The 17,151-nt window shown below is 45.3% G+C and carries 20 protein-coding genes and 1 rRNA gene; 7 read left to right on the top strand and 14 right to left on the bottom strand.

The window, feature by feature from the left end:
* The first annotated feature begins 258 nt into the window (after nt 1-258).
* Nucleotides 259-373 (top strand): 5S ribosomal RNA (gene rrf / locus AYW76_RS17775).
* Nucleotides 374-748: 375 nt separating this feature from the next.
* Here rrf and AYW76_RS17770 read toward each other — a convergent pair.
* The 3 genes from AYW76_RS17770 to AYW76_RS17760 form a co-directional block, all read right to left on the bottom strand.
* The gene (locus AYW76_RS17770) at nt 749-907 is read right to left on the bottom strand and encodes a YqaE/Pmp3 family membrane protein (RefSeq protein WP_067223730.1); all 159 of its coding nucleotides are present in this window, start codon (nt 905-907) and stop codon (nt 749-751) included.
* A 197-nt stretch (nt 908-1,104) separates the two neighbouring features.
* Nucleotides 1,105-1,398, bottom strand: a complete 294-nt coding sequence (locus AYW76_RS17765; RefSeq protein WP_067223728.1) for a TIGR03643 family protein — start codon at nt 1,396-1,398, stop codon at nt 1,105-1,107.
* Nucleotides 1,399-1,468: 70 nt separating this feature from the next.
* The gene (locus AYW76_RS17760) at nt 1,469-2,134 is read right to left on the bottom strand and encodes a 7-cyano-7-deazaguanine/7-aminomethyl-7-deazaguanine transporter (protein ID WP_067223725.1); all 666 of its coding nucleotides are present in this window, start codon (nt 2,132-2,134) and stop codon (nt 1,469-1,471) included.
* 150 nt (nt 2,135-2,284) lie between these two features.
* Between AYW76_RS17760 and AYW76_RS17755 the strand changes: the two genes are divergently transcribed.
* Both AYW76_RS17755 and AYW76_RS17750 read left to right on the top strand, forming a co-directional pair.
* On the top strand, nt 2,285-2,872 hold the full coding sequence (locus tag AYW76_RS17755; protein WP_067223721.1) for a DUF2057 family protein: 588 nt from the start codon (nt 2,285-2,287) through the stop codon (nt 2,870-2,872).
* 150 nt (nt 2,873-3,022) lie between these two features.
* Nucleotides 3,023-4,582 carry an EAL domain-containing protein gene (locus tag AYW76_RS17750; protein ID WP_067223718.1) on the top strand — a complete coding sequence of 520 codons (1,560 nt, stop codon included), beginning with the start codon at nt 3,023-3,025 and terminating at the stop codon, nt 4,580-4,582.
* Nucleotides 4,583-4,588: 6 nt separating this feature from the next.
* Here the strand turns inward: AYW76_RS17750 and AYW76_RS17745 are convergent, their stop codons facing one another.
* From AYW76_RS17745 to AYW76_RS17715, 7 genes are all read right to left on the bottom strand, one after another.
* Nucleotides 4,589-6,292 (bottom strand): GGDEF domain-containing protein, encoded by a 1,704-nt coding sequence (locus AYW76_RS17745; RefSeq protein ID WP_067223715.1) that lies wholly within the window; start codon nt 6,290-6,292, stop codon nt 4,589-4,591.
* A 12-nt stretch (nt 6,293-6,304) separates the two neighbouring features.
* On the bottom strand, nt 6,305-7,321 hold the full coding sequence (locus AYW76_RS17740) for an amino acid ABC transporter substrate-binding protein (protein ID WP_067223711.1): 1,017 nt from the start codon (nt 7,319-7,321) through the stop codon (nt 6,305-6,307).
* Between the two features lie 211 nt (nt 7,322-7,532).
* Nucleotides 7,533-8,183 carry a 2OG-Fe dioxygenase family protein gene (locus tag AYW76_RS17735; protein WP_067223708.1) on the bottom strand — a complete coding sequence of 217 codons (651 nt, stop codon included), beginning with the start codon at nt 8,181-8,183 and terminating at the stop codon, nt 7,533-7,535.
* A 161-nt stretch (nt 8,184-8,344) separates the two neighbouring features.
* On the bottom strand, nt 8,345-8,776 hold the full coding sequence (locus AYW76_RS17730) for a DUF7282 domain-containing protein (protein ID WP_067223703.1): 432 nt from the start codon (nt 8,774-8,776) through the stop codon (nt 8,345-8,347).
* A gap of 198 nt (nt 8,777-8,974) precedes the next feature.
* Nucleotides 8,975-10,276 carry a TRAP transporter large permease gene (locus tag AYW76_RS17725; protein WP_067223700.1) on the bottom strand — a complete coding sequence of 434 codons (1,302 nt, stop codon included), beginning with the start codon at nt 10,274-10,276 and terminating at the stop codon, nt 8,975-8,977.
* Nucleotides 10,277-10,289: 13 nt separating this feature from the next.
* Complete coding sequence (locus tag AYW76_RS17720; RefSeq protein WP_067223697.1) at nt 10,290-10,805, bottom strand: TRAP transporter small permease subunit; 516 nt, start codon at nt 10,803-10,805, stop codon at nt 10,290-10,292.
* Nucleotides 10,806-11,783, bottom strand: a complete 978-nt coding sequence (locus AYW76_RS17715) for a TRAP transporter substrate-binding protein (protein ID WP_067223694.1) — start codon at nt 11,781-11,783, stop codon at nt 10,806-10,808.
* 227 nt (nt 11,784-12,010) lie between these two features.
* Between AYW76_RS17715 and AYW76_RS17710 the strand changes: the two genes are divergently transcribed.
* The 4 genes from AYW76_RS17710 (at nt 12,011) to AYW76_RS17695 (ending at nt 14,453) form a co-directional block, all read left to right on the top strand.
* The gene (locus AYW76_RS17710) at nt 12,011-13,243 is read left to right on the top strand and encodes an NAD(P)/FAD-dependent oxidoreductase (protein WP_067223692.1); all 1,233 of its coding nucleotides are present in this window, start codon (nt 12,011-12,013) and stop codon (nt 13,241-13,243) included.
* Nucleotides 13,244-13,368: 125 nt separating this feature from the next.
* Nucleotides 13,369-13,710 carry a DUF883 family protein gene (locus AYW76_RS17705; protein ID WP_082866301.1) on the top strand — a complete coding sequence of 114 codons (342 nt, stop codon included), beginning with the start codon at nt 13,369-13,371 and terminating at the stop codon, nt 13,708-13,710.
* 27 nt (nt 13,711-13,737) lie between these two features.
* Entirely contained in the window at nt 13,738-14,139 is a 402-nt protein-coding gene (locus tag AYW76_RS17700) for a hypothetical protein (protein ID WP_067223689.1), read from the top strand.
* Complete coding sequence (locus tag AYW76_RS17695) at nt 14,139-14,453, top strand: hypothetical protein (RefSeq protein WP_067101692.1); 315 nt, start codon at nt 14,139-14,141, stop codon at nt 14,451-14,453. The genes AYW76_RS17700 and AYW76_RS17695 overlap by 1 nt, the downstream gene beginning before the upstream one ends.
* On the opposite strand, the gene AYW76_RS17690 is transcribed toward AYW76_RS17695, so the two are convergent.
* The 4 genes from AYW76_RS17690 to AYW76_RS17675 all read right to left on the bottom strand — a co-directional run bounded on the left by AYW76_RS17690 (nt 14,440) and on the right by AYW76_RS17675 (nt 17,082).
* A complete protein-coding gene (locus AYW76_RS17690; RefSeq protein WP_067223686.1) occupies nt 14,440-14,985 on the bottom strand; it encodes a YaeQ family protein in 546 nt (181 codons plus the stop codon). The two genes, AYW76_RS17695 and AYW76_RS17690, sit on opposite strands and share 14 nt — an antisense overlap.
* Before the next feature lie 209 nt (nt 14,986-15,194).
* Nucleotides 15,195-16,073 (bottom strand): carbon-nitrogen hydrolase family protein, encoded by an 879-nt coding sequence (locus AYW76_RS17685; protein ID WP_067223684.1) that lies wholly within the window; start codon nt 16,071-16,073, stop codon nt 15,195-15,197.
* Complete coding sequence (locus AYW76_RS17680; protein ID WP_067223681.1) at nt 16,070-16,660, bottom strand: GNAT family N-acetyltransferase; 591 nt, start codon at nt 16,658-16,660, stop codon at nt 16,070-16,072. Before AYW76_RS17680 ends, AYW76_RS17685 begins: the two co-directional genes overlap by 4 nt.
* A gap of 14 nt (nt 16,661-16,674) precedes the next feature.
* Nucleotides 16,675-17,082, bottom strand: coding sequence for a ketosteroid isomerase-related protein (locus AYW76_RS17675; RefSeq protein WP_067223678.1), 408 nt, complete (start codon nt 17,080-17,082; stop codon nt 16,675-16,677).
* Nucleotides 17,083-17,151 lie beyond the last annotated feature (69 nt).

The raw sequence follows: 17,151 nt of genomic DNA, 5'->3' as shown, positions 1-17,151 counted from the left end.
ATTGCTCGTGAGGCTTGACCATATAACACCAAAATGGTTTTAAGAGTGTGAAGAAAACATACTCGCTGTACTACAGATTACGACACTACTGAAATTGTTCCAGACAATTTTCAGTATTGCCTCCATCCTTGGAGGTACTGGTTTGATACTTGGTTATCACTATTTCAAAAGTTTTATTGTTAAAGACTCAAGTTCACGAACTTGCGTGTTTTGGCTAAGGCAAACAGAAGCCCCCCAAAACGATCGCAAACCCGTTTGCTTGACGATCATAGAGGCGTTGAACCACCTGATCCCATCCCGAACTCAGAAGTGAAAGGCGCCATCGCCGATGGTAGTGTGGGAGATCCCATGTGAGAGTAGGTCGTCGTCAAGCATCCTACAAAGGAAGCCCTGATAGCGATGCTGTCAGGGCTTTTTTGTGTCTGTGATTAGCCACATAGCACTAGCTTAAGGGAGCATCAAATAGAGGCACTACAAATTACAGGTCAATTTAAAGAAAAGATTAGCGATTGTGTTTGATAGCGACGTACTCAGTCTCTGTTTTGCATCCACTCTATCGTGGTTGTTGAGTGTATTGATCGACGGTAAGTCTCATTTTTATATTTTTATGTGGATAAATGCGTGCGTTATCCCCATCTTTTTATGAGATCAGCCCTTTTTATAGATATGGAAAGTTAAAAAAGCCCAGCAAGGTGCTGGGCTGAAGTGGAACCGATTATGAAAAAAGCTGAGTAAACAGCAACCTCTATTAGCGTCGTGCTATGACCCACACTGCATGAACAATACCTGGGATATAGCCTAGAATAGTCAGTAAGATGTTTAGCCAGAAAGCACCGCCAATACCTACCTGAAGAAATACGCCAAGTGGTGGTAGTAAGATAGCAAAAATAATACGAATTAAATCCATGTCTTTAAATCCTCTTGTTGGTCACTGTTTGTCTTAGCTGTATAAACACTTTGGCGCGAACAAACGATTTCCGCAAGGCAATTAGTGCTCTTTACACACTATCGCGATATTTATTACTCAATGCTCAAACAGTAATTACCAAGACGCTATGTTCTTACTAAAAGTAGTTGAAGGGAGTCTTGAAGATCCAAATTATTTTATACGCGTCTTTTAAGACCGTGGTTGGGCTTATACTGAGCTGGTGCGTAGCCGCGAATAACATCTTCTGATCTAAGTGCTTTATGCTTTGTTGTACGTCCTGAGACACGTGCACGCCAGTTACGGAAGCTATTAGGCTTGAGTTCTGAACGCATTAGCTTGATAACGTCCTGTTCAACCAGCCCAAACTCATCGTCAATGGCTTCAAAGGGGGTGCGATCTTCCCAAGCCATTTCAATAATACGTGACTTTGCGACAGGGTCTAACGTAGTAAAAGCTTTGTTTGGGCTCATTTCTGACTCACTCAAAATAGAATACATAAAAAAAGCCGCGGTGTTATGACCGCGGCTTTGGCGTATTCTTTTATACGTTAGCGAGTTGGAAATCGGTTTTCGAGGCAGTGATTTTTTTCACAAGGAACGCTAGCACTACGCCATACATCGGAATAAAAAGGCCTAAGCTAATAAGTAATTTGAATCCATAGTCCGCTAATGCGATTTCTTGCCAATGCATCGCCATGAAGGCGTCAGGACTTTGATAGAAAGCGATGCCAAAGAACGCCAGCGTATCCAAGCCATTACCAATGATAGTGGAAGCGGCTGGGGCAATCCACCAGCTGCGTAATTGACGTAAGCGATTAAACACATGCACATCTAATATTTGCCCTAATACATAGGCCATCAAGCTAGCCACCGCAATACGAGCAACAAATAGATTAAAATCGCCTAGTGCGGAAAACCCTTGAAAAGCACCTTCGTAAAACAGTACCGATAATGCATAGGACGCCAATAACGATGGGATCATGACGAGGAAAATAATTTTACGTGCCAAGGCTGCGCCGAATACTCTAACGGTTAGGTCTGTAGCAAGAAAAGTAAACGGAAATGTAAATGCACCCCAAGTGGTATGAAAACCAAATAGAGTGAATGGGATTTGTACTAGGTAGTTACTTGATGCGATGATCAATAGATGGAAGGCGACTAAATAGCGCAATGCCTTGCCTTGTTGCGCAGGAGTAAAAGAGCTCATGGCGTACCTTTTTAGTTAGTTTGGGGTAAGGGAACCCAAATATCGGATTGTCTTGTGAACCATATGGTCAAACAAGGGCGCTGATTATACATTAACCAATTTTAGTGTCTATGCTGGGGCGCTGATTTTGCAAACGCTTAGGAGGAAAATATGAAATACTGGAAGCACTGGTTGTTATCAACCGCGGTAATCGTGGCGCCGCTGACTCAAGCGGGCACGCTTTATGTTGATAAAGAAATCGAGTTGTTGGCTCTCGACGGTAGAGTGATTGATGCGCTCAATACAACACCTCGAGATCTAAAATCAGGTGATCATCAATTTGTATTTCGATACAAGAACCGAGTACAAAATGGTGGACGTGAGGTTGAGTTTAAAACACCGCCGCTTTTGATGAATTTAAATACGTTGGCGAATGATGATATTGAAATCCTAGCGCCGCAGCTCAGCACCAAAAGCCAAGCTGAGTTGTATTTTAGTAATCGAACTGTTTGGCGTGTTAAATACGCTGATGGTTCGATTAAAACGGTTAATTACGATCCGTTAACGGAAAAAGACCTTCCGAAGGAAGCCATTCAAAAAGTGTTGGATCAATACAATAAAGCTCAGGAAAATGGTTTTTATCAAGTGGCTGAATCAGATGAAGCTGGCAATGATTTGTTGAAATCGATTCAATTACTGTACCTTCAAGCGAACCAAAAACAGCGAAATGAAATAAAGGAATGGGTAATAAAGCAGTAGCTAAAATGGTAGAGAAGCATTTTATCTGTACCGAACTCTAGAGGTTTCCTTATTATTTTAAATAATGCCCATATTAAAAATATGGAAATAAAATATACTTATAACGATACTGTATAAGTCGTACAAGGACGAATGAGGAGTTAAGATATTTTGCAAGTAACGGTGTTCAGTAAGCGATTACCAGTTGAGCCGATCATCAGTGTACTTATTTGTCTCTCTATTGCTTTATGGGCCACACACTTTGTCTTGCAAAAACAACAATGGACGGCTTTAAAGAATTACTCTGATTACGCGCTGAACTACGCGAGTGGAATCACAGCCGATCTAAAAACGGGTGTTGTGAGTGCTCAATCATCTCCCTACACGGCTTGTTCTCACAACGATCTTGAACTGCTACGCGATTTACTATGGCAGCATAAATACCTAAAAGATATTGGTCGCGTTCAAAATGGTAACTTGATTTGTAGCGCTGAACGAGGTGTGTTGAAGGAAGCCGTCGCACTGCCGCCGGCAGATGCGGTTTTGAATAACGGCGTATCTTTTTGGCGTAATTCTAGCGCTCTGATAAGAACGCATTTTGAAATGGATATGACGTTAACCGGTAGTGTGCTGGCCATAACATCTCCTTTTGCGTTTGATGCCATACGTTACCCTGACTCAACGGTTTCGGCGATCATTTACAGTAAAAATAATCGTTACGTATTTAAAACATTTGGTTTCAATCAGCCGCGCGATTTAGCGCCTTCTGCCAAAATGACAAGTGCCCCATTAAGCTATGCGTCGTGTTCAGAAGTAAACGTATGTGTTATGGGAGAAAGAGATCGTGCAGGAATCTTTAGCTTATCATTTTCTCAGCATCTCATCTTAGTTTTCGCCTCATGTCTTAGTGGGTTTGGTTTGTATTCTTTGGTACATAAAGCGCGTAAACATCGGCATTCAATGGTTTATCATTTGAAAAATGCGATCACTAAAGATGAATTATCCATCGTGTTTCAGCCTAAAATCCGCTTGAGTGATTCTATGCCGGTAGGCGTAGAGGCTTTAGTACGCTGGGACAGCCATGCTTTGGGGGTTGTACGGCCTGATGTGTTTATAGAAGTGGCTGAAAAATATGGACTAATTCGAAAAATAACGCATCGGGTTATTGATTTGAGTATGGCTCAGATGCAAGCGACGCTTGATGCAAAACCAGATTTTACACTCAGCATCAATTTATCGATTCAAGACCTTACCGATTTAAGCCTTTTACCCTTTATTTTCGCAAAAGCAAAGCAATATAAGATTCAGCATGAACAGTTGGTTTTTGAAATTACGGAACGTTCTGCGGGTGATAGTGTAAGTTTGTCCGATATTGTTAAGCAATACACTGAAGCTGGCATTAGTATTTCGTTAGATGACTTCGGGACGGGTTATTCAAACCTTGCTTGGCTTGGGCACTTAAATGCTTCAGAAATAAAAGTCGACCAATCTTTTACTCAATCCATTGGTACAGACTCGATCAATCAAACCATGCTTGATGCGATCTTCAGCTTGTTGCAAAGACTAAATGTGGTTCGCGTATTTGAAGGTGTAGAGACTCAGGAGCAAGCAGACTATATCTTACAATATTGTCCTCAAGCGATTGTGCAAGGTTGGTTATACGCTAAACCGATGCCAATTGATCAGCTGCAAGGTTACTTATCTCAAACAACTAATGGTTTGGATCGTTAAAAATAACTACAGCGAGTCTTTCATGACATTACTCACTACGGAGGCCCTTCCCAGCGCTTTTGCCTCATAAAGGGCTTGGTCCGCATTAGAAATAAGCTTTTCACATGAATGATCTGCGCAGCCTTCATAAGCGGTCGAAACGCCAATACTCACCGTAATATGATGTTTTGGCGAATAGCCATGAGGGATCTGTGCATGTTCTATTGCATCCAGTATTGCCTGGCCGAAAGTGTTTGCTTGTTCAGGAGATATATCTGGAATCGCGACAATAAACTCCTCACCACCATACCTTGCAAGCATACCGGATGACTCTTTTGTTACGTCCCTAAGAAGTTGAGCGATTTGATGAAGACATACGTCGCCAGCTTGATGACCATAATGATCGTTGTAGGATTTAAACCAGTCGATGTCGATCATAAAAATGCTCACGCTCTGTTCCTTTGCTGAAAGCTCAGGACCGATGGTATTCAACCAATGAAAGAATGAACGTCTATTAGGGATTTGCGTAAGCTCATCGGTATTACTTTGTTGATGCAAGATCGCATTCAGCTCTCGTAAGCGTTCGTTGGCTTTTTCGGCGACTTTCTTGGCTCGTTGTGCTTCGTCTTGAGCATGATTATTCGCCGCAACAAATTGCGCAAAGGTTTTACTGATCACGGTAATCTCATCGTTACCGTCTTCGGGAATTCTCTCAGGATACCCGATCGCATGCTGACTCATTACAAAGCTCAAGCGGTTTAAGCGACGTACAATATAGTGTCGAATAAGCCAATATGCGACGCCGATCAGACCTAAAAATGCGCTGCTGAATAATGCAATCTGAAGCGTAACACGCTCGATTAATTGACTGTGTTTCTGTGAGGCGTTTTGGGCCCGCGCTTTCACGAGTAAATAGAAGTCAAAACATACACTGCTTAAGCGCTGGGCTTGAAGTCGAGTTTTACGCATTGCTGCTAAGGTTTTTAAGTGCGATTGGTCGAGTTGCTCTTTCAACTCACGGGTTTGATTTATATTGGCGACGAGGGCATCTCTATCGCGCTTTTGCGACTCATCGAGTGCGGAGAGAGATGACAGCGCAACGATAGCGCTGTTAATTTTTGAATCACGGCGCGCTATCAGACCAGGGCTGTGAGCATCAAGTAGCTGTAGTGTGGCATTTGATGCACTGGTCATAAGGGCGTCGAATGTCTCAATGTTAATTCCTTTGAATTCAGGTAAATACGGAGTGGTTAGTTTCACCCGAATAAAGTTGAGAGTATCCATTTCTTGCTCAAGGCGCTGCTGAAGCTCAATGAACGTATAGAAGGTCGTCAACTGGTTAAAGTAGGGTTGAGTTAGGCGGTCGATATTTGCTAGGACAGCTTGCTCCTCAGAAGATTGAGCATTCAAACGATCACGAGCCACGGTGAATGTGCGCGTGAGGTCATCTTGTAAGATGTTAGCATCGATACTGCTAAGTCGCTGTGTGAGCGTTTGCTCCATTGCCTTGGTTGCAATGAGTTCGGCATCTCGAGAAAGCTCAGCGGCTAACATAGCGCGGTCGTAGTAGGTTTGAGTAATCGTTTTAAACTGAGCTGACTGTTGCTGCAGGGTCCAGATGCCATAGCCTGAAGAGACTAAAAAAAAGAGAATGATCCCTAACAGAATAAGATTGAGTCGAATCCCAAGTTTCTGTAGTCGAGGTATTGTAAACAAACTATTTGGCGACATTGTAAATGCTTTCTATTTAAAGGGGGGCGCAAACATAACACCGCCATCCTGCCAAAGCGCGTTAAGCCCTCTAGGTTGATTTACGTTGGTGCCTAGTCCAAAGTGCCGATCGTAGATTTGAGCGTAATTGCCGACGGATTTAATGACACGATAGGCCCATTCAGGATCAAGCCCTAGTTGTTCACCAATATTACCTTTCAGGCCTAATAGATTTTGTACTTCAGCACTTTGCGTCGTCTGCCTGATGTCATCAATATTATCGCTAGTGATTCCTTTTTCTTCCGCTAAAAGAGTGGCGTGAACAACGGAACGGACAATGCGTTCCCATTGAGGATCGTCGTTACGAACAGTCGGTCCAATAGGTTCTCTTGAGAGGGTATCTGGTAAGATGCGGTAAGCGTCACGATTCTCAACTCGGTTAGCTAAATTGACTGCGAGATTCATACGGTCAGCGCTGTAAGCATCGCAGATACTGCCACGGAAAAATTGATCGCCATTGGCATAGACAATGTTTGTCTGAAAATTTTTTGCTTGAATAAAGTCTTCTAAATTCTGCTGAGTGGTCGTGTTGTCTGTCACGCAAACGGTTTTATCGCGAAGGTCTTCAAGTCGATTAATATTAGCGCTATTACGTACTACAAACCCCTGACCATCGAACAGATACAGTGCAGGAAAGCTGACTTGATAGGTGCTCTCACGACTTAGTGTCCATGTGGAGCTGTACATCACGACATCCGTGGTTTTATCTTGTAAAGAGGTAAAGCGAGAGGTGGAACCGACTTCAACGAAGTTCACATACTCTGGGTTGCTTAAAACAGCGGCGGCGACACCACGACAAAATTCAACATAAAATCCTTGCCATTTTCCGTGGCTATCGAGTGCGCTTCGGCTAGGGTCATCGGGATACACACCACAGCTTACATCTCCTTTTTGTCGAACATCTGATAACGTATTCGCGTATGTAGAGACGCTAACGGTGTCCATGGCAACAGCAATCAATGCTGATCGAAGGGAGAGGGGTAGATTCATCTAAGCATCCTAAATAAAACAACGATTTTCTGACGCATACACAATATTTATAACACTAGCTGCTAATGTAGCCAACTTCTTGGAATCTCACCACTTTTTTACCAAGTGGTCAGTTTAGGTGTTGCTCTTTGTGACAGTATTCACTGCAATATAACGATTTTTTATTAAGGTAGGTCTGATCTAAATCGACCTACCTTAATAAGCTCAATGTTTAGTGTATTAAATTGGCGGTTAAGACAAATGCGTCCATGTAACCAAGCTCACCATCAATGGGTTTTATGGGTGAGGCGTAATGGTAAAAGCGACGGTCGTTGAGCACCACAAACTCCCCATTATTGAGTGGGTGCTTCATCATAGCAGGGCTGCTCTCGGCGGTATGAATACTGACTTCGCCGCCGCTAATGTTGTGACGTTGGATTACATATATGCCAATACGGTCAAAGCCATCTTGATGAACGCCCTCAGGAGCAACGTCTACTTGATGATGATCTGCGAAAATGCGCATTTGATGTACTTCAATGGTGCTGCCATCACCGATATCTGCCATTTTTTGAAAGTGTTCGAATAATTCTAAAAATGCTGGATCGGTAACCGTTTGCTGTTCTATTTCTGGATAAACTCGCTCTACATCGCCCTGAAAGTGGTTGATGCTGGCGTCCTGCACAAATGCTTTAGTGGGTAAGCGCTGTAAGCGATCATCACGAAATACAAACCGTGAATATCGGCGTAGACGATAAGAACCATCGGCGTAGGGATTGTCTGGTAAGTGCTCAAATGAAGGGACTAGATGCTTAACACTCTCTTTAGTGAGTTGTCCGATTTCTAGACGAAAAGCCTCTTGAGCTAATTTGGTCGTCAACATAGCAATATCCTCCTAGTCGTTGGCAGATTATGCGCAACGTCGTCGATAAAATTGAGTGGGTACACTCGTCTTTAAGTGTAGACGCATTTTTAAATGGATAAACATTGCTAATAGACCTGAGAGTAAAAAGGCCGCTTTCGTGCGCGGCCTTATAGTCGATATTACTTTGCGGTAATGACGTCCATAACAAGTTTGCCATCGACTTTTATTGGACCGTCTTCTTTTGCGCCCAAGGTGTATTCAAAAACACCCGTTTTCATGCCGCCTGCTTCGCCGTGTAACATCAGCATTAGCATCTCGCCGGATTTCACATTCTCTTGCAAAATCGCACTGACATTATTATTCGTACCTTTGATTACAGGAGCATAGCCTACAACAGGACCCGGCTTCATGTTGCTGTCGGTGCGATGCACAACGAGCCAACCGTTTGCTTCGGATTGCACCATACTTGCTGCAACGGCACCATGAGAGACATCTTGGTCCATTCCTTTCACCGCAACGCCATGGTCAGCGGCATTGGCTAGGCTAGCCGTTCCCGCTAGCGCAACGGTTAAAGAAAGTGCTTTTAAGGTTTTCAACGTTGTCGTGTTCATAATTACCATCCTGTAAATGATTTGTGATACGTGAAAGGCGCGCTAACGCATTAGCGCGTTGTATAAACAGACACGGAGCTATTTCAGAAAAGTTTCAAATTATTTGAGGTTTTTTTGAGTATGAGCTTTAAGGTTTTTCTAAGTGTTCTTGATTAACTAAATTTAGGCGCGAGCGCAGTGGCTCACGCCTAAATAGAATTAGCTTAAAGCATTAGGCAGCCATAGCGCGATCTCGGGGAAGATGCACAATAATAAGGCCGCAATACACATCAGTATAAAGAATGGGAAAGAGGCTTTTGCAATACGTCCGATCTTCTCGCCGGTTAACCCTTGCAACACAAATAAGTTAAATCCAACCGGCGGCGTGATTTGCCCAAGCTCGACCATGATGACTAAGAAAACACCAAACCATAATGGGTCAAAGCCGGCTTGAATAACGATCGGCAATGTGATCGGTAAACTCATTACTGTGATGGAAATACCATCTAGAAACAGTCCCAATAGTATGTAAAACAGGGCCAACGCCAACAGTAACCAAGCGGGAGACAAGTCTAAACTCGCAATGTAAGTCGCTAATTCTGCAGGCAAATGCAAATAGCCCATCGCGGTCGACAGCAGCGCCGCGGTAATCAAAATACTGCACACCATGGTTGAGCTGAGTAATGTGCCCACCAATGCTTCGCGAATAATATGAATGCTTAACTGCTTTTCTGCTAACAGCAAAAGCAGTGTTGCCAATACCCCGACAGCCGCCGCTTCAGAAGGTGTTGCAATGCCGGAGTAGATCGCACCCATGACGATCGTGATGAGCAGTAGCACTGGGAACAGTAGGCCAAGACTTTGCCATTTCGTTACTGTAGATGCCGCTTCTTTTGGCGCGATGGACGGGTTCATCAATGCGCGAGTCATTAAATAACCGGTATACAGTGCGGCAACGAGAAGACCGGGTAACACGCCTGACATGAACAGCTTGGTGATAGACACTTCGGCTTGTACACCGTACACAATCATCACAATAGAAGGGGGGATCAATAATCCTAAACTGCCCGCACCGGCCAATGAGCCAATCGATAAATCTCGATCATAACCGCGCACTTTGAGCTCATTGGTCGTGATCTTACCAACGGTTGCTGTAGTCGCTGCACTGGAGCCACTGACGGCGGCAAACATGGCACAGCCAAACACATTAGTGTGTAAAATGCCGCCAGGAATATGGCGCGTCCACGGCTCTAAACCGCGAAATAAACGATCCGATATATTCGACCGAAAAATCAGTTCACCCATTAGAATGAAGAGCGGAATGGCGGCCAACTCCCACGAGTTCCCCGCTCGAAATATGATACGGCTTAAAATAGCCCCTGAACGATCTAGGCTGACATCGCCAATCAGCACCAAAGAAAGCAGCGCAACGATGGCCAGACCGGCAAATACCCAAACCCCCATACCAAGAATCACTAAAATTAGGGTAATCACCCCAATGGCGGATAATACGACTTCCATATTAAGCGTCCTTTTACTCGTGGGGAGAAGAAATTTCGGGCGACTGTTGCCTAAACAACAAAATCAAGGCGTGGGTAAACAATGTAAAGCACAGTAACCCCAAGCCAACGAGCACCAATCCTTGTGGGATCCATAGTGGTGTTTCCATGATGGATTCGCTTGTCGTACCGCGTTTAAAACTGCGCAGCACATTGGTTTGCCAGTAGCTGTAGATCCACGTAAACATGGCCAATGAAACCAAGGTGGCGAACAAGTCAAAGATCCAGCGCTTGCTCGGAGGAAGACGCTCAATGATTAAACCAACACGGATCAGACTGCCTCGTTCAAGACTATAGCCTAGGCCTAAGAATGTCAGTGTCGCGACCGCATAACCGACAAACTCGTCCAATACGTAGGTCGATGTGCCAAAAAAACGAAGCACAATCTCTAGGAGAATGTGCCCCAAAATATAAACGATTAATAACATGGCAATGCTGCCCGATACCTTATTCAGGAATCGGGAGCAGCCTAATAGTAAGTTGAGTAGCATTTATTTCTCTTTATCGAATTCCGCTAAGATCGCTTCGGCACGACCACCCACGTCATCTAACCAGTCTTTTAGTGCTGGGCGAGCAGAGTCTTGTAGGTGTTTTATAAACGCAGGCGGTAAATCTTTATGAATGGCTACCGCGTGGTCATTAAGCTCTTTGTAGTTGTCTTTCACGCGCATGCGAACTGTTTTCCAGTTATGTTCATCGGTTAACTTTGCCGCTTCAAGAATGGCGCTTTGTTCCGCGTCAGAGAGATCTTCGAATTCATCACGGTTCATATGTACCATGTTCAATGGAATCGCGTATTGAATAGCGCTGTAGTTGTCTAGGTGTTCCCAGAAGCTAGCGCTGGCCCCCGCGTCTGCTGATGTTAATACGGCTTCGATGCCACCTGTAGACAGCTGCGGTACAACATCCGCCCAAGACAGTTTAACCGGAGATGCACCCGCTTCACGCAAGGTAATCGTGCCATTTTTATCATACGTACGGATTTTCAAACCGTTTAAGGTTTCTTGTGAATCGACTTTTTCTTTCGACCAAATACCGCTTGCTGGCCATGGTGATGCGTACAGTAAAATCTGATCGTTTTCTTCAAACACTTCTTTGTAATAAGGTTTGGCGATGTTGTATAGCAGTTCGGCCTGATCCTCATCTTGTACTAGGAACGGTAATGAAGACAGAAGAAAAATAGGGTCAATACCAGACATGCTACCTGCCAATGTATCGGCAATCTGCACAGCATTATCGGCTACCGCATAAAAATGGTCTGAGGACTTGTAGCCCAAAGCACCGCCTGAATGTAGGGTAATGTCGATCTCGCCAGCACTGAGTTCTTTCACCTTATCGATGAAAAATAGATCGCCTTGGGCATGGATAGAGTTGGTGTTGTATTCATTTGAGAAATCAAATTGAGCAGCTAACGCTACCGTTGCATTTGATGCAAGAAGCGTTGTCAGTAATAAACCAGATACTCGCATAATTCTTCTGTCCTTGTTCCATGTATGTTTTATTACTATATGTGTAATTTTTTGTGAAAGCTATCATAGAGCGACTGAGATATGTTGTATCTACGACACGCACATTACGTCATTTAGCGAAGCAAACACTGGACCAAAAATGTTTTTCAGTACGTAATAATTAAGTAGATGATCTATTCTCATAGCACAGTAAAGGTATGGGTCGCAGCAATAAGAAGGGAGAAGATATGGCTGAGGTTACAGTACTGGGAGCGGGTATGGTCGGAGTTTCTTCGGCACTTGCTTTACAAGAACAAGGGCATCATGTCACGTTGGTGGACAAAGTCAGTCCCGGCTTGGAAACCAGTTATGGCAATGCAGGTATCATTCAGTCAGAGGCAGCTGAACCTTATGCGCTGCCGCAGGACATTGCGACGTTGTGGCGCTTCGCTATCGGGCAAACCAACGATGTGACTTGGAAACTGATCCCAACGATCAGAATGGCCCCCGCGTTATGGCGCTATTTTCGTAACTCTGCACCTAAGAATCATAGTGCTATTTCTGCTGTTTACGCACAGTTGGCATCACAATCGACGCGAGATCATGATCTTTTGATTCGTTCATCGGGAGCCGACACGATGATTCGCCGAACAGGGTTGGCGATGCTGTATCGTGATGAAAGGCGTTTTCAAGAGGCCGTGCAAAAGGCTGAATGCTTAGATCAGTTATATGGAGTGAGCTCACGTGTGGTCAATGGTGTGGATTATCAAGCTGAAGAACCTGCGCTAAAACAAGCACCCATTGGCGCAGTGCACTGGCTGCAAAGCTGGAGCTGTAGTGACCCTGGTGGTTTAACGGCCGCCTATGCCGAGTTATTTATTCAGCGCGGCGGAACACTGGTTCAGGGCGATGCAAATAGCTTGCAGCAGCGTGCTTCGGGTTGGCATCTCAAAAGTGAGGAAGGGGACATACACAGCGAGCATGTTGTCGTTGCCTTGGGGCCATGGAGCCCGCAGTTATTGAAACGCTTCGGGTATGACATTCCGATGGTGTACAAGCGCGGCTATCATGGTCACTACAAAGCGCATGTGCCCTTAAATCGCCCATTTTTAGATGTGGAAAATGGTGTTCTCGCATCCCCTATGAGTCGCGGTATTCGCGTTACCACTGGTGCAGCGTTAGTCGGGCTTAATGATCCTGCCGAACCGATTCAGCTAGAGCGGGGGGTAACGTCACTGCGTACTTTGTTGACAATGGGGGATCGCGTCAGAGAAAACCAGTGGTTTGGCACTCGGCCCTGTATGCCGGATATGCTGCCCGTGGTAGGAGCGGCACCCAACCATAAAGGTATGTGGTTCCATTTTGGACACGGCCATCAAGGGTTTACTCAAGGTCCTACAACTGCCAAGTTGTTAGCGCAGAGTATTGCTGGAGAGTCATCGGAATTGCTATCGGCACTTGCTCCAGAACATCGTTTTTAAATGTACCTGTTTTGCTGGATGCTTTTTGCTAACTTGTAAACAAAGAGAAGATTAGAGATCAAAGGTTCCATTAGTCTCACGGTGAGGCTAGTTTAGATACTGAACTTACTCAAAGGAGGCCCATCATGGCTACAGCAAACAGCACTACTCAGGAAAAGAGCACTACTTCTCAAGCGAAGAATAATACTCAGAGCAAAGCACACGATGCAGTCGATAAAGCCGCTGAAGGTGCTCACAAAGGAGTTGACGGTGCGGCCGCTGCAGCGGAGAACGGTCAAGAGCGCATTGAAGCCGTAGCGCATCAGATTAGTGAACAAGCGCATCAAATTGCGGATACAGCACGTAAACAATCTGAAAAAGTCAGCAGTGCGGTTGGTACTTATGCGAAAGAGAATCCATTAAAAACAGTCGGCTTTGCATTTCTTGCTGGCGCAGTGGCAGCAAGCCTTTTGTGTAAACGAAAGTAACCTCTGCCCGCAAATGGAAGGCACTGCATGAACCAACAGGAAAACCGAGCAAGCACGCAAGATACTCCCTCTACTAATGAGGCGGTAACGGTCGATCAGCTGACTATGAGCCACAAAAAGTGGCTCAAAAGCATCATTGGACTTGGCGCACTAGAAGCCAAGATCTGGATGACGTCAGGAGCTCAGCTCGTCGCTTTGTTAAGTGGTGCCGTTTTCCTGTTGGTAACCAGCTGGCTGCTGCTAATAGCGCTAATTGCTACCGCAGCTTGGTATGCAGGGCTACACTTACTTGGCATTTTATTTACCGCGTTTGTCGTGACCTTGCTAGGTGCCTTTTTTTTAGTGTATTTAATTAAACGCACATTAAAGCGACTGGATCTGACTCGAACTTTAGATGCGATTATTCCGACAGACAGTGAGGATGACTAATGTTTGGATTAAATGAGATGTACCAAGAGCGTGAAAAGCTCTACAAGCGTTGTAAACGTCAGCAGGCGAAAGCCGGTGCGGATCGTACTCTCATCAAAAAACAAACTTTAGAGTCTGTTTCGAGCACGAAGGGTTTGGTTATCAGCTTTGTTTTGGGTTTGACTACGCAATGTGAGACCGCCCACCAAACTCGACGAACGGTTTTAAAGGGCATTCAAACAGAATTATTTGGTGTCATTAGCCAATATGTTGCAACTCGCTTTGGTTCATCTGGCGAGCAGAGCCCGCCTGACTCAACGTCTAGCGCCAAGTAGGCCGCAGGACGCACTCACCTTGGTCGTTTGATACCCACATTTCGCCATCTTGAATGGTCACATTGAGCTGCATAGATCGGCTGCACAGGCTTTCAAACGTTTTGATTTCTGATTCGGCAAATTGCAGTACGCGTAGGTTACTAAAGCGACTCAGTTTACTCTTGTTTTGTTCCCACCAGATGTCTGATTTGTCATTGTAATTCACTATGACAACTTTTTGCGCACGACCACAAGCTTTGCGCAGGCGCTTCTCATCCGGTTGACCTAGCTCGACCCAAAGCAAGACTTCATCAGAAAAGTTTTTCTGCCATAAATCCGGTTCTTCATCGGTACTGATACCCTTGGTAAAGGACAGCTGTTCCGCACCGTCTTTCTCATCTGCAAGTAATGCAAAGACAGCTAAACGAGCCATCATGCGTTCTTCGGTTTCAGACGGGTGTAAGGCGAGTGTTAACTCATAACCTTGGTAGTGATTACGGTCCATGTCGGACACTTGTACTGACGCTTTATAAATCGTTGCTTTAATGGCCATTTTTATCTACCACAAATAAAAGATGGCGCGCATTGTACTCCTAAATCAGTGCCAATGGCGCATTAGTTTTTTGGGTTTTAGCGACAATGAAGGCCTGTTGGGATTGCTTCCATGCGTACAATTAGCGCTGACGCGTTGATGTTTAGAAATAAAACGAGACAGGTGCAAGCTAATTGAATTGCATAAAATTCAGCCTATCCAAATATAGGCTATCCTCTAGGGCCACTTAGAGCGAATTGCTTTGGCCAGTCGCGGTAGTTGAAGACTTGGCCCTCATCGCGAATACGGGCGATCTGCGTTAGGTCGACGGTGGCGTAAACCCAGCCGATGTCGTTATCGTTGCCTTCGGCTAAGATACCGTTATCAGGGAAACCATAATCCACGGGTGTATAAACACTGGCGCGGCCATTATTGATGTCGACGGCTTCGGACCAAGGTGCGTTGCCAACGGTCGGAGATTGCACCACGTAACACTGGTTTTCTAAGGCACGAGCCTGACAGCCAATACGCACACGGTGGAACCCCGCTGGAGTGTCGGTACAGCTGGGCACCAATAACAGATCGGCTCCCGCTGCGACTTGTTGATTTGCGATCATTGGGAATTCAGAATCGTAGCAGATATGAATGCCAATACGTCCCAGTGGCGTATCGATCACTTTGATTTCTTCGCCCCCCGTGATGTGCCATTGCTCGTTTTCAAAGCGCGTCATCATCAGTTTGTCTTGAAAACCTAGCAATCCCTCTGGGCCGAATAGATTAGCTCGGTTTAAGAAAGAGCCATCACTTTGTTCTGTAGGAAATGAGCTTGCGAGGATGAGGACATCGTAGCGTTGGGCAAGCTCTTCGTGCAAAGCGTGCCATTTGGGAAGCAACGTTTGCATGGCGTGCAATTGCTGTTGTAAATCACTGTACACGGCTTCGCCAAACAGAGATGCCAGCTCCATACTGCCGTATTCAGGGAATACCAATAGTTTGGCTCCTTGCTGAGCGGCGCCCGCGACCCAAGTGTCGAGCTTGTCGACAAACCCTTGCCATTCACTGAAAAAGCTAATGTCGTATTGGGCAGTAGCAAGTTTAAATGCGCTCATGAGAGTGGCTTCATCCAAAAGGTCATGGGTTTAAGGGATTCTTCGGTGTCCCCGACGTCTTTCCAACTAAAATGAGTCGTCAGTTCTGGACACTTATGGTAACCACGGTTGCCCCAGAACTGGTCCAGTGGTGCGTAGTCTGCTGGACGAGCTGGGTGATTATCAGGGCGCTGCACACCACAGAAGCAAGAATATTTCATACCATCTATGCTTTGTGCATGCGCTTCACGATGATCGAAGAACGCCACACCAGCACCTTGACCACGATACTCTGACAGCAACACTGATTCGCCACAGTAGAAAATATCGTCAAGATCATAACCAGCGTCTAAAAATGGCTGTTTTACCTCATCGGTTTCATGGCGCAGTGGTAAGCCTGTGGAAGCGCCCACGATCTTATCCCCATCAAATGCTAAGACGATGACGCTGTCGGGGGCGTCAATGTAGGTTTTTAGATAACGTGCTTCGTATTCCGCATCGCCATCGTACAAATACGGAAAGTCGCGGAATACGCGCATGCGCAACTGGGCCAGTTCGTCGATGTACTGGTTGAGATCGGGGCCGGATAAACGTTGAAATGTTAGCATCACGTAATCAACGCTTAGGCTGAAACCTGGGCGATCCAATCTTCTAGGTTGTAGTAGTTTGTTACACGCGCCACTTTGCCTTCACGGATATCAAAGAACGCACCTGCTGGAAGCTTGTAAGTTTGACCGTTGGCTTCGGGTAAACCTTCATCGGTGGCTAGGTATTCGCCCAGTACGGTGAACTCTACCGCTGCACGATCACCAGCGACGTTTGACATAACGACGATGTCGACGATGGTTTCTTTGTAGTTTTGGTTCATACGATCCATGAACGCCGCGAACGAGTCTTTACCCACTTCACGATCACCTTGGTTGATGTCATGTACTACGTCATCCGTGAGAAGCGACAAAAAAGTGCCCATGTCTCGAGCGTTAAAGGCTTCGTAATATTTTTGCAGTAATTCAACAGTTGCTTGGCTCATCAGGGAACTCCAACGTATTTAAAAAGCTAAAAACGGCATATTAATCGTGCCGCTTTCGTGGTGAAAGGC

This window comes from Marinomonas gallaica, from assembly GCF_001639745.1.
Lineage (GTDB): Bacteria > Pseudomonadota > Gammaproteobacteria > Pseudomonadales > Marinomonadaceae > Marinomonas > Marinomonas gallaica.
This window is presented reverse-complemented; position numbering and strand designations above follow the sequence as displayed.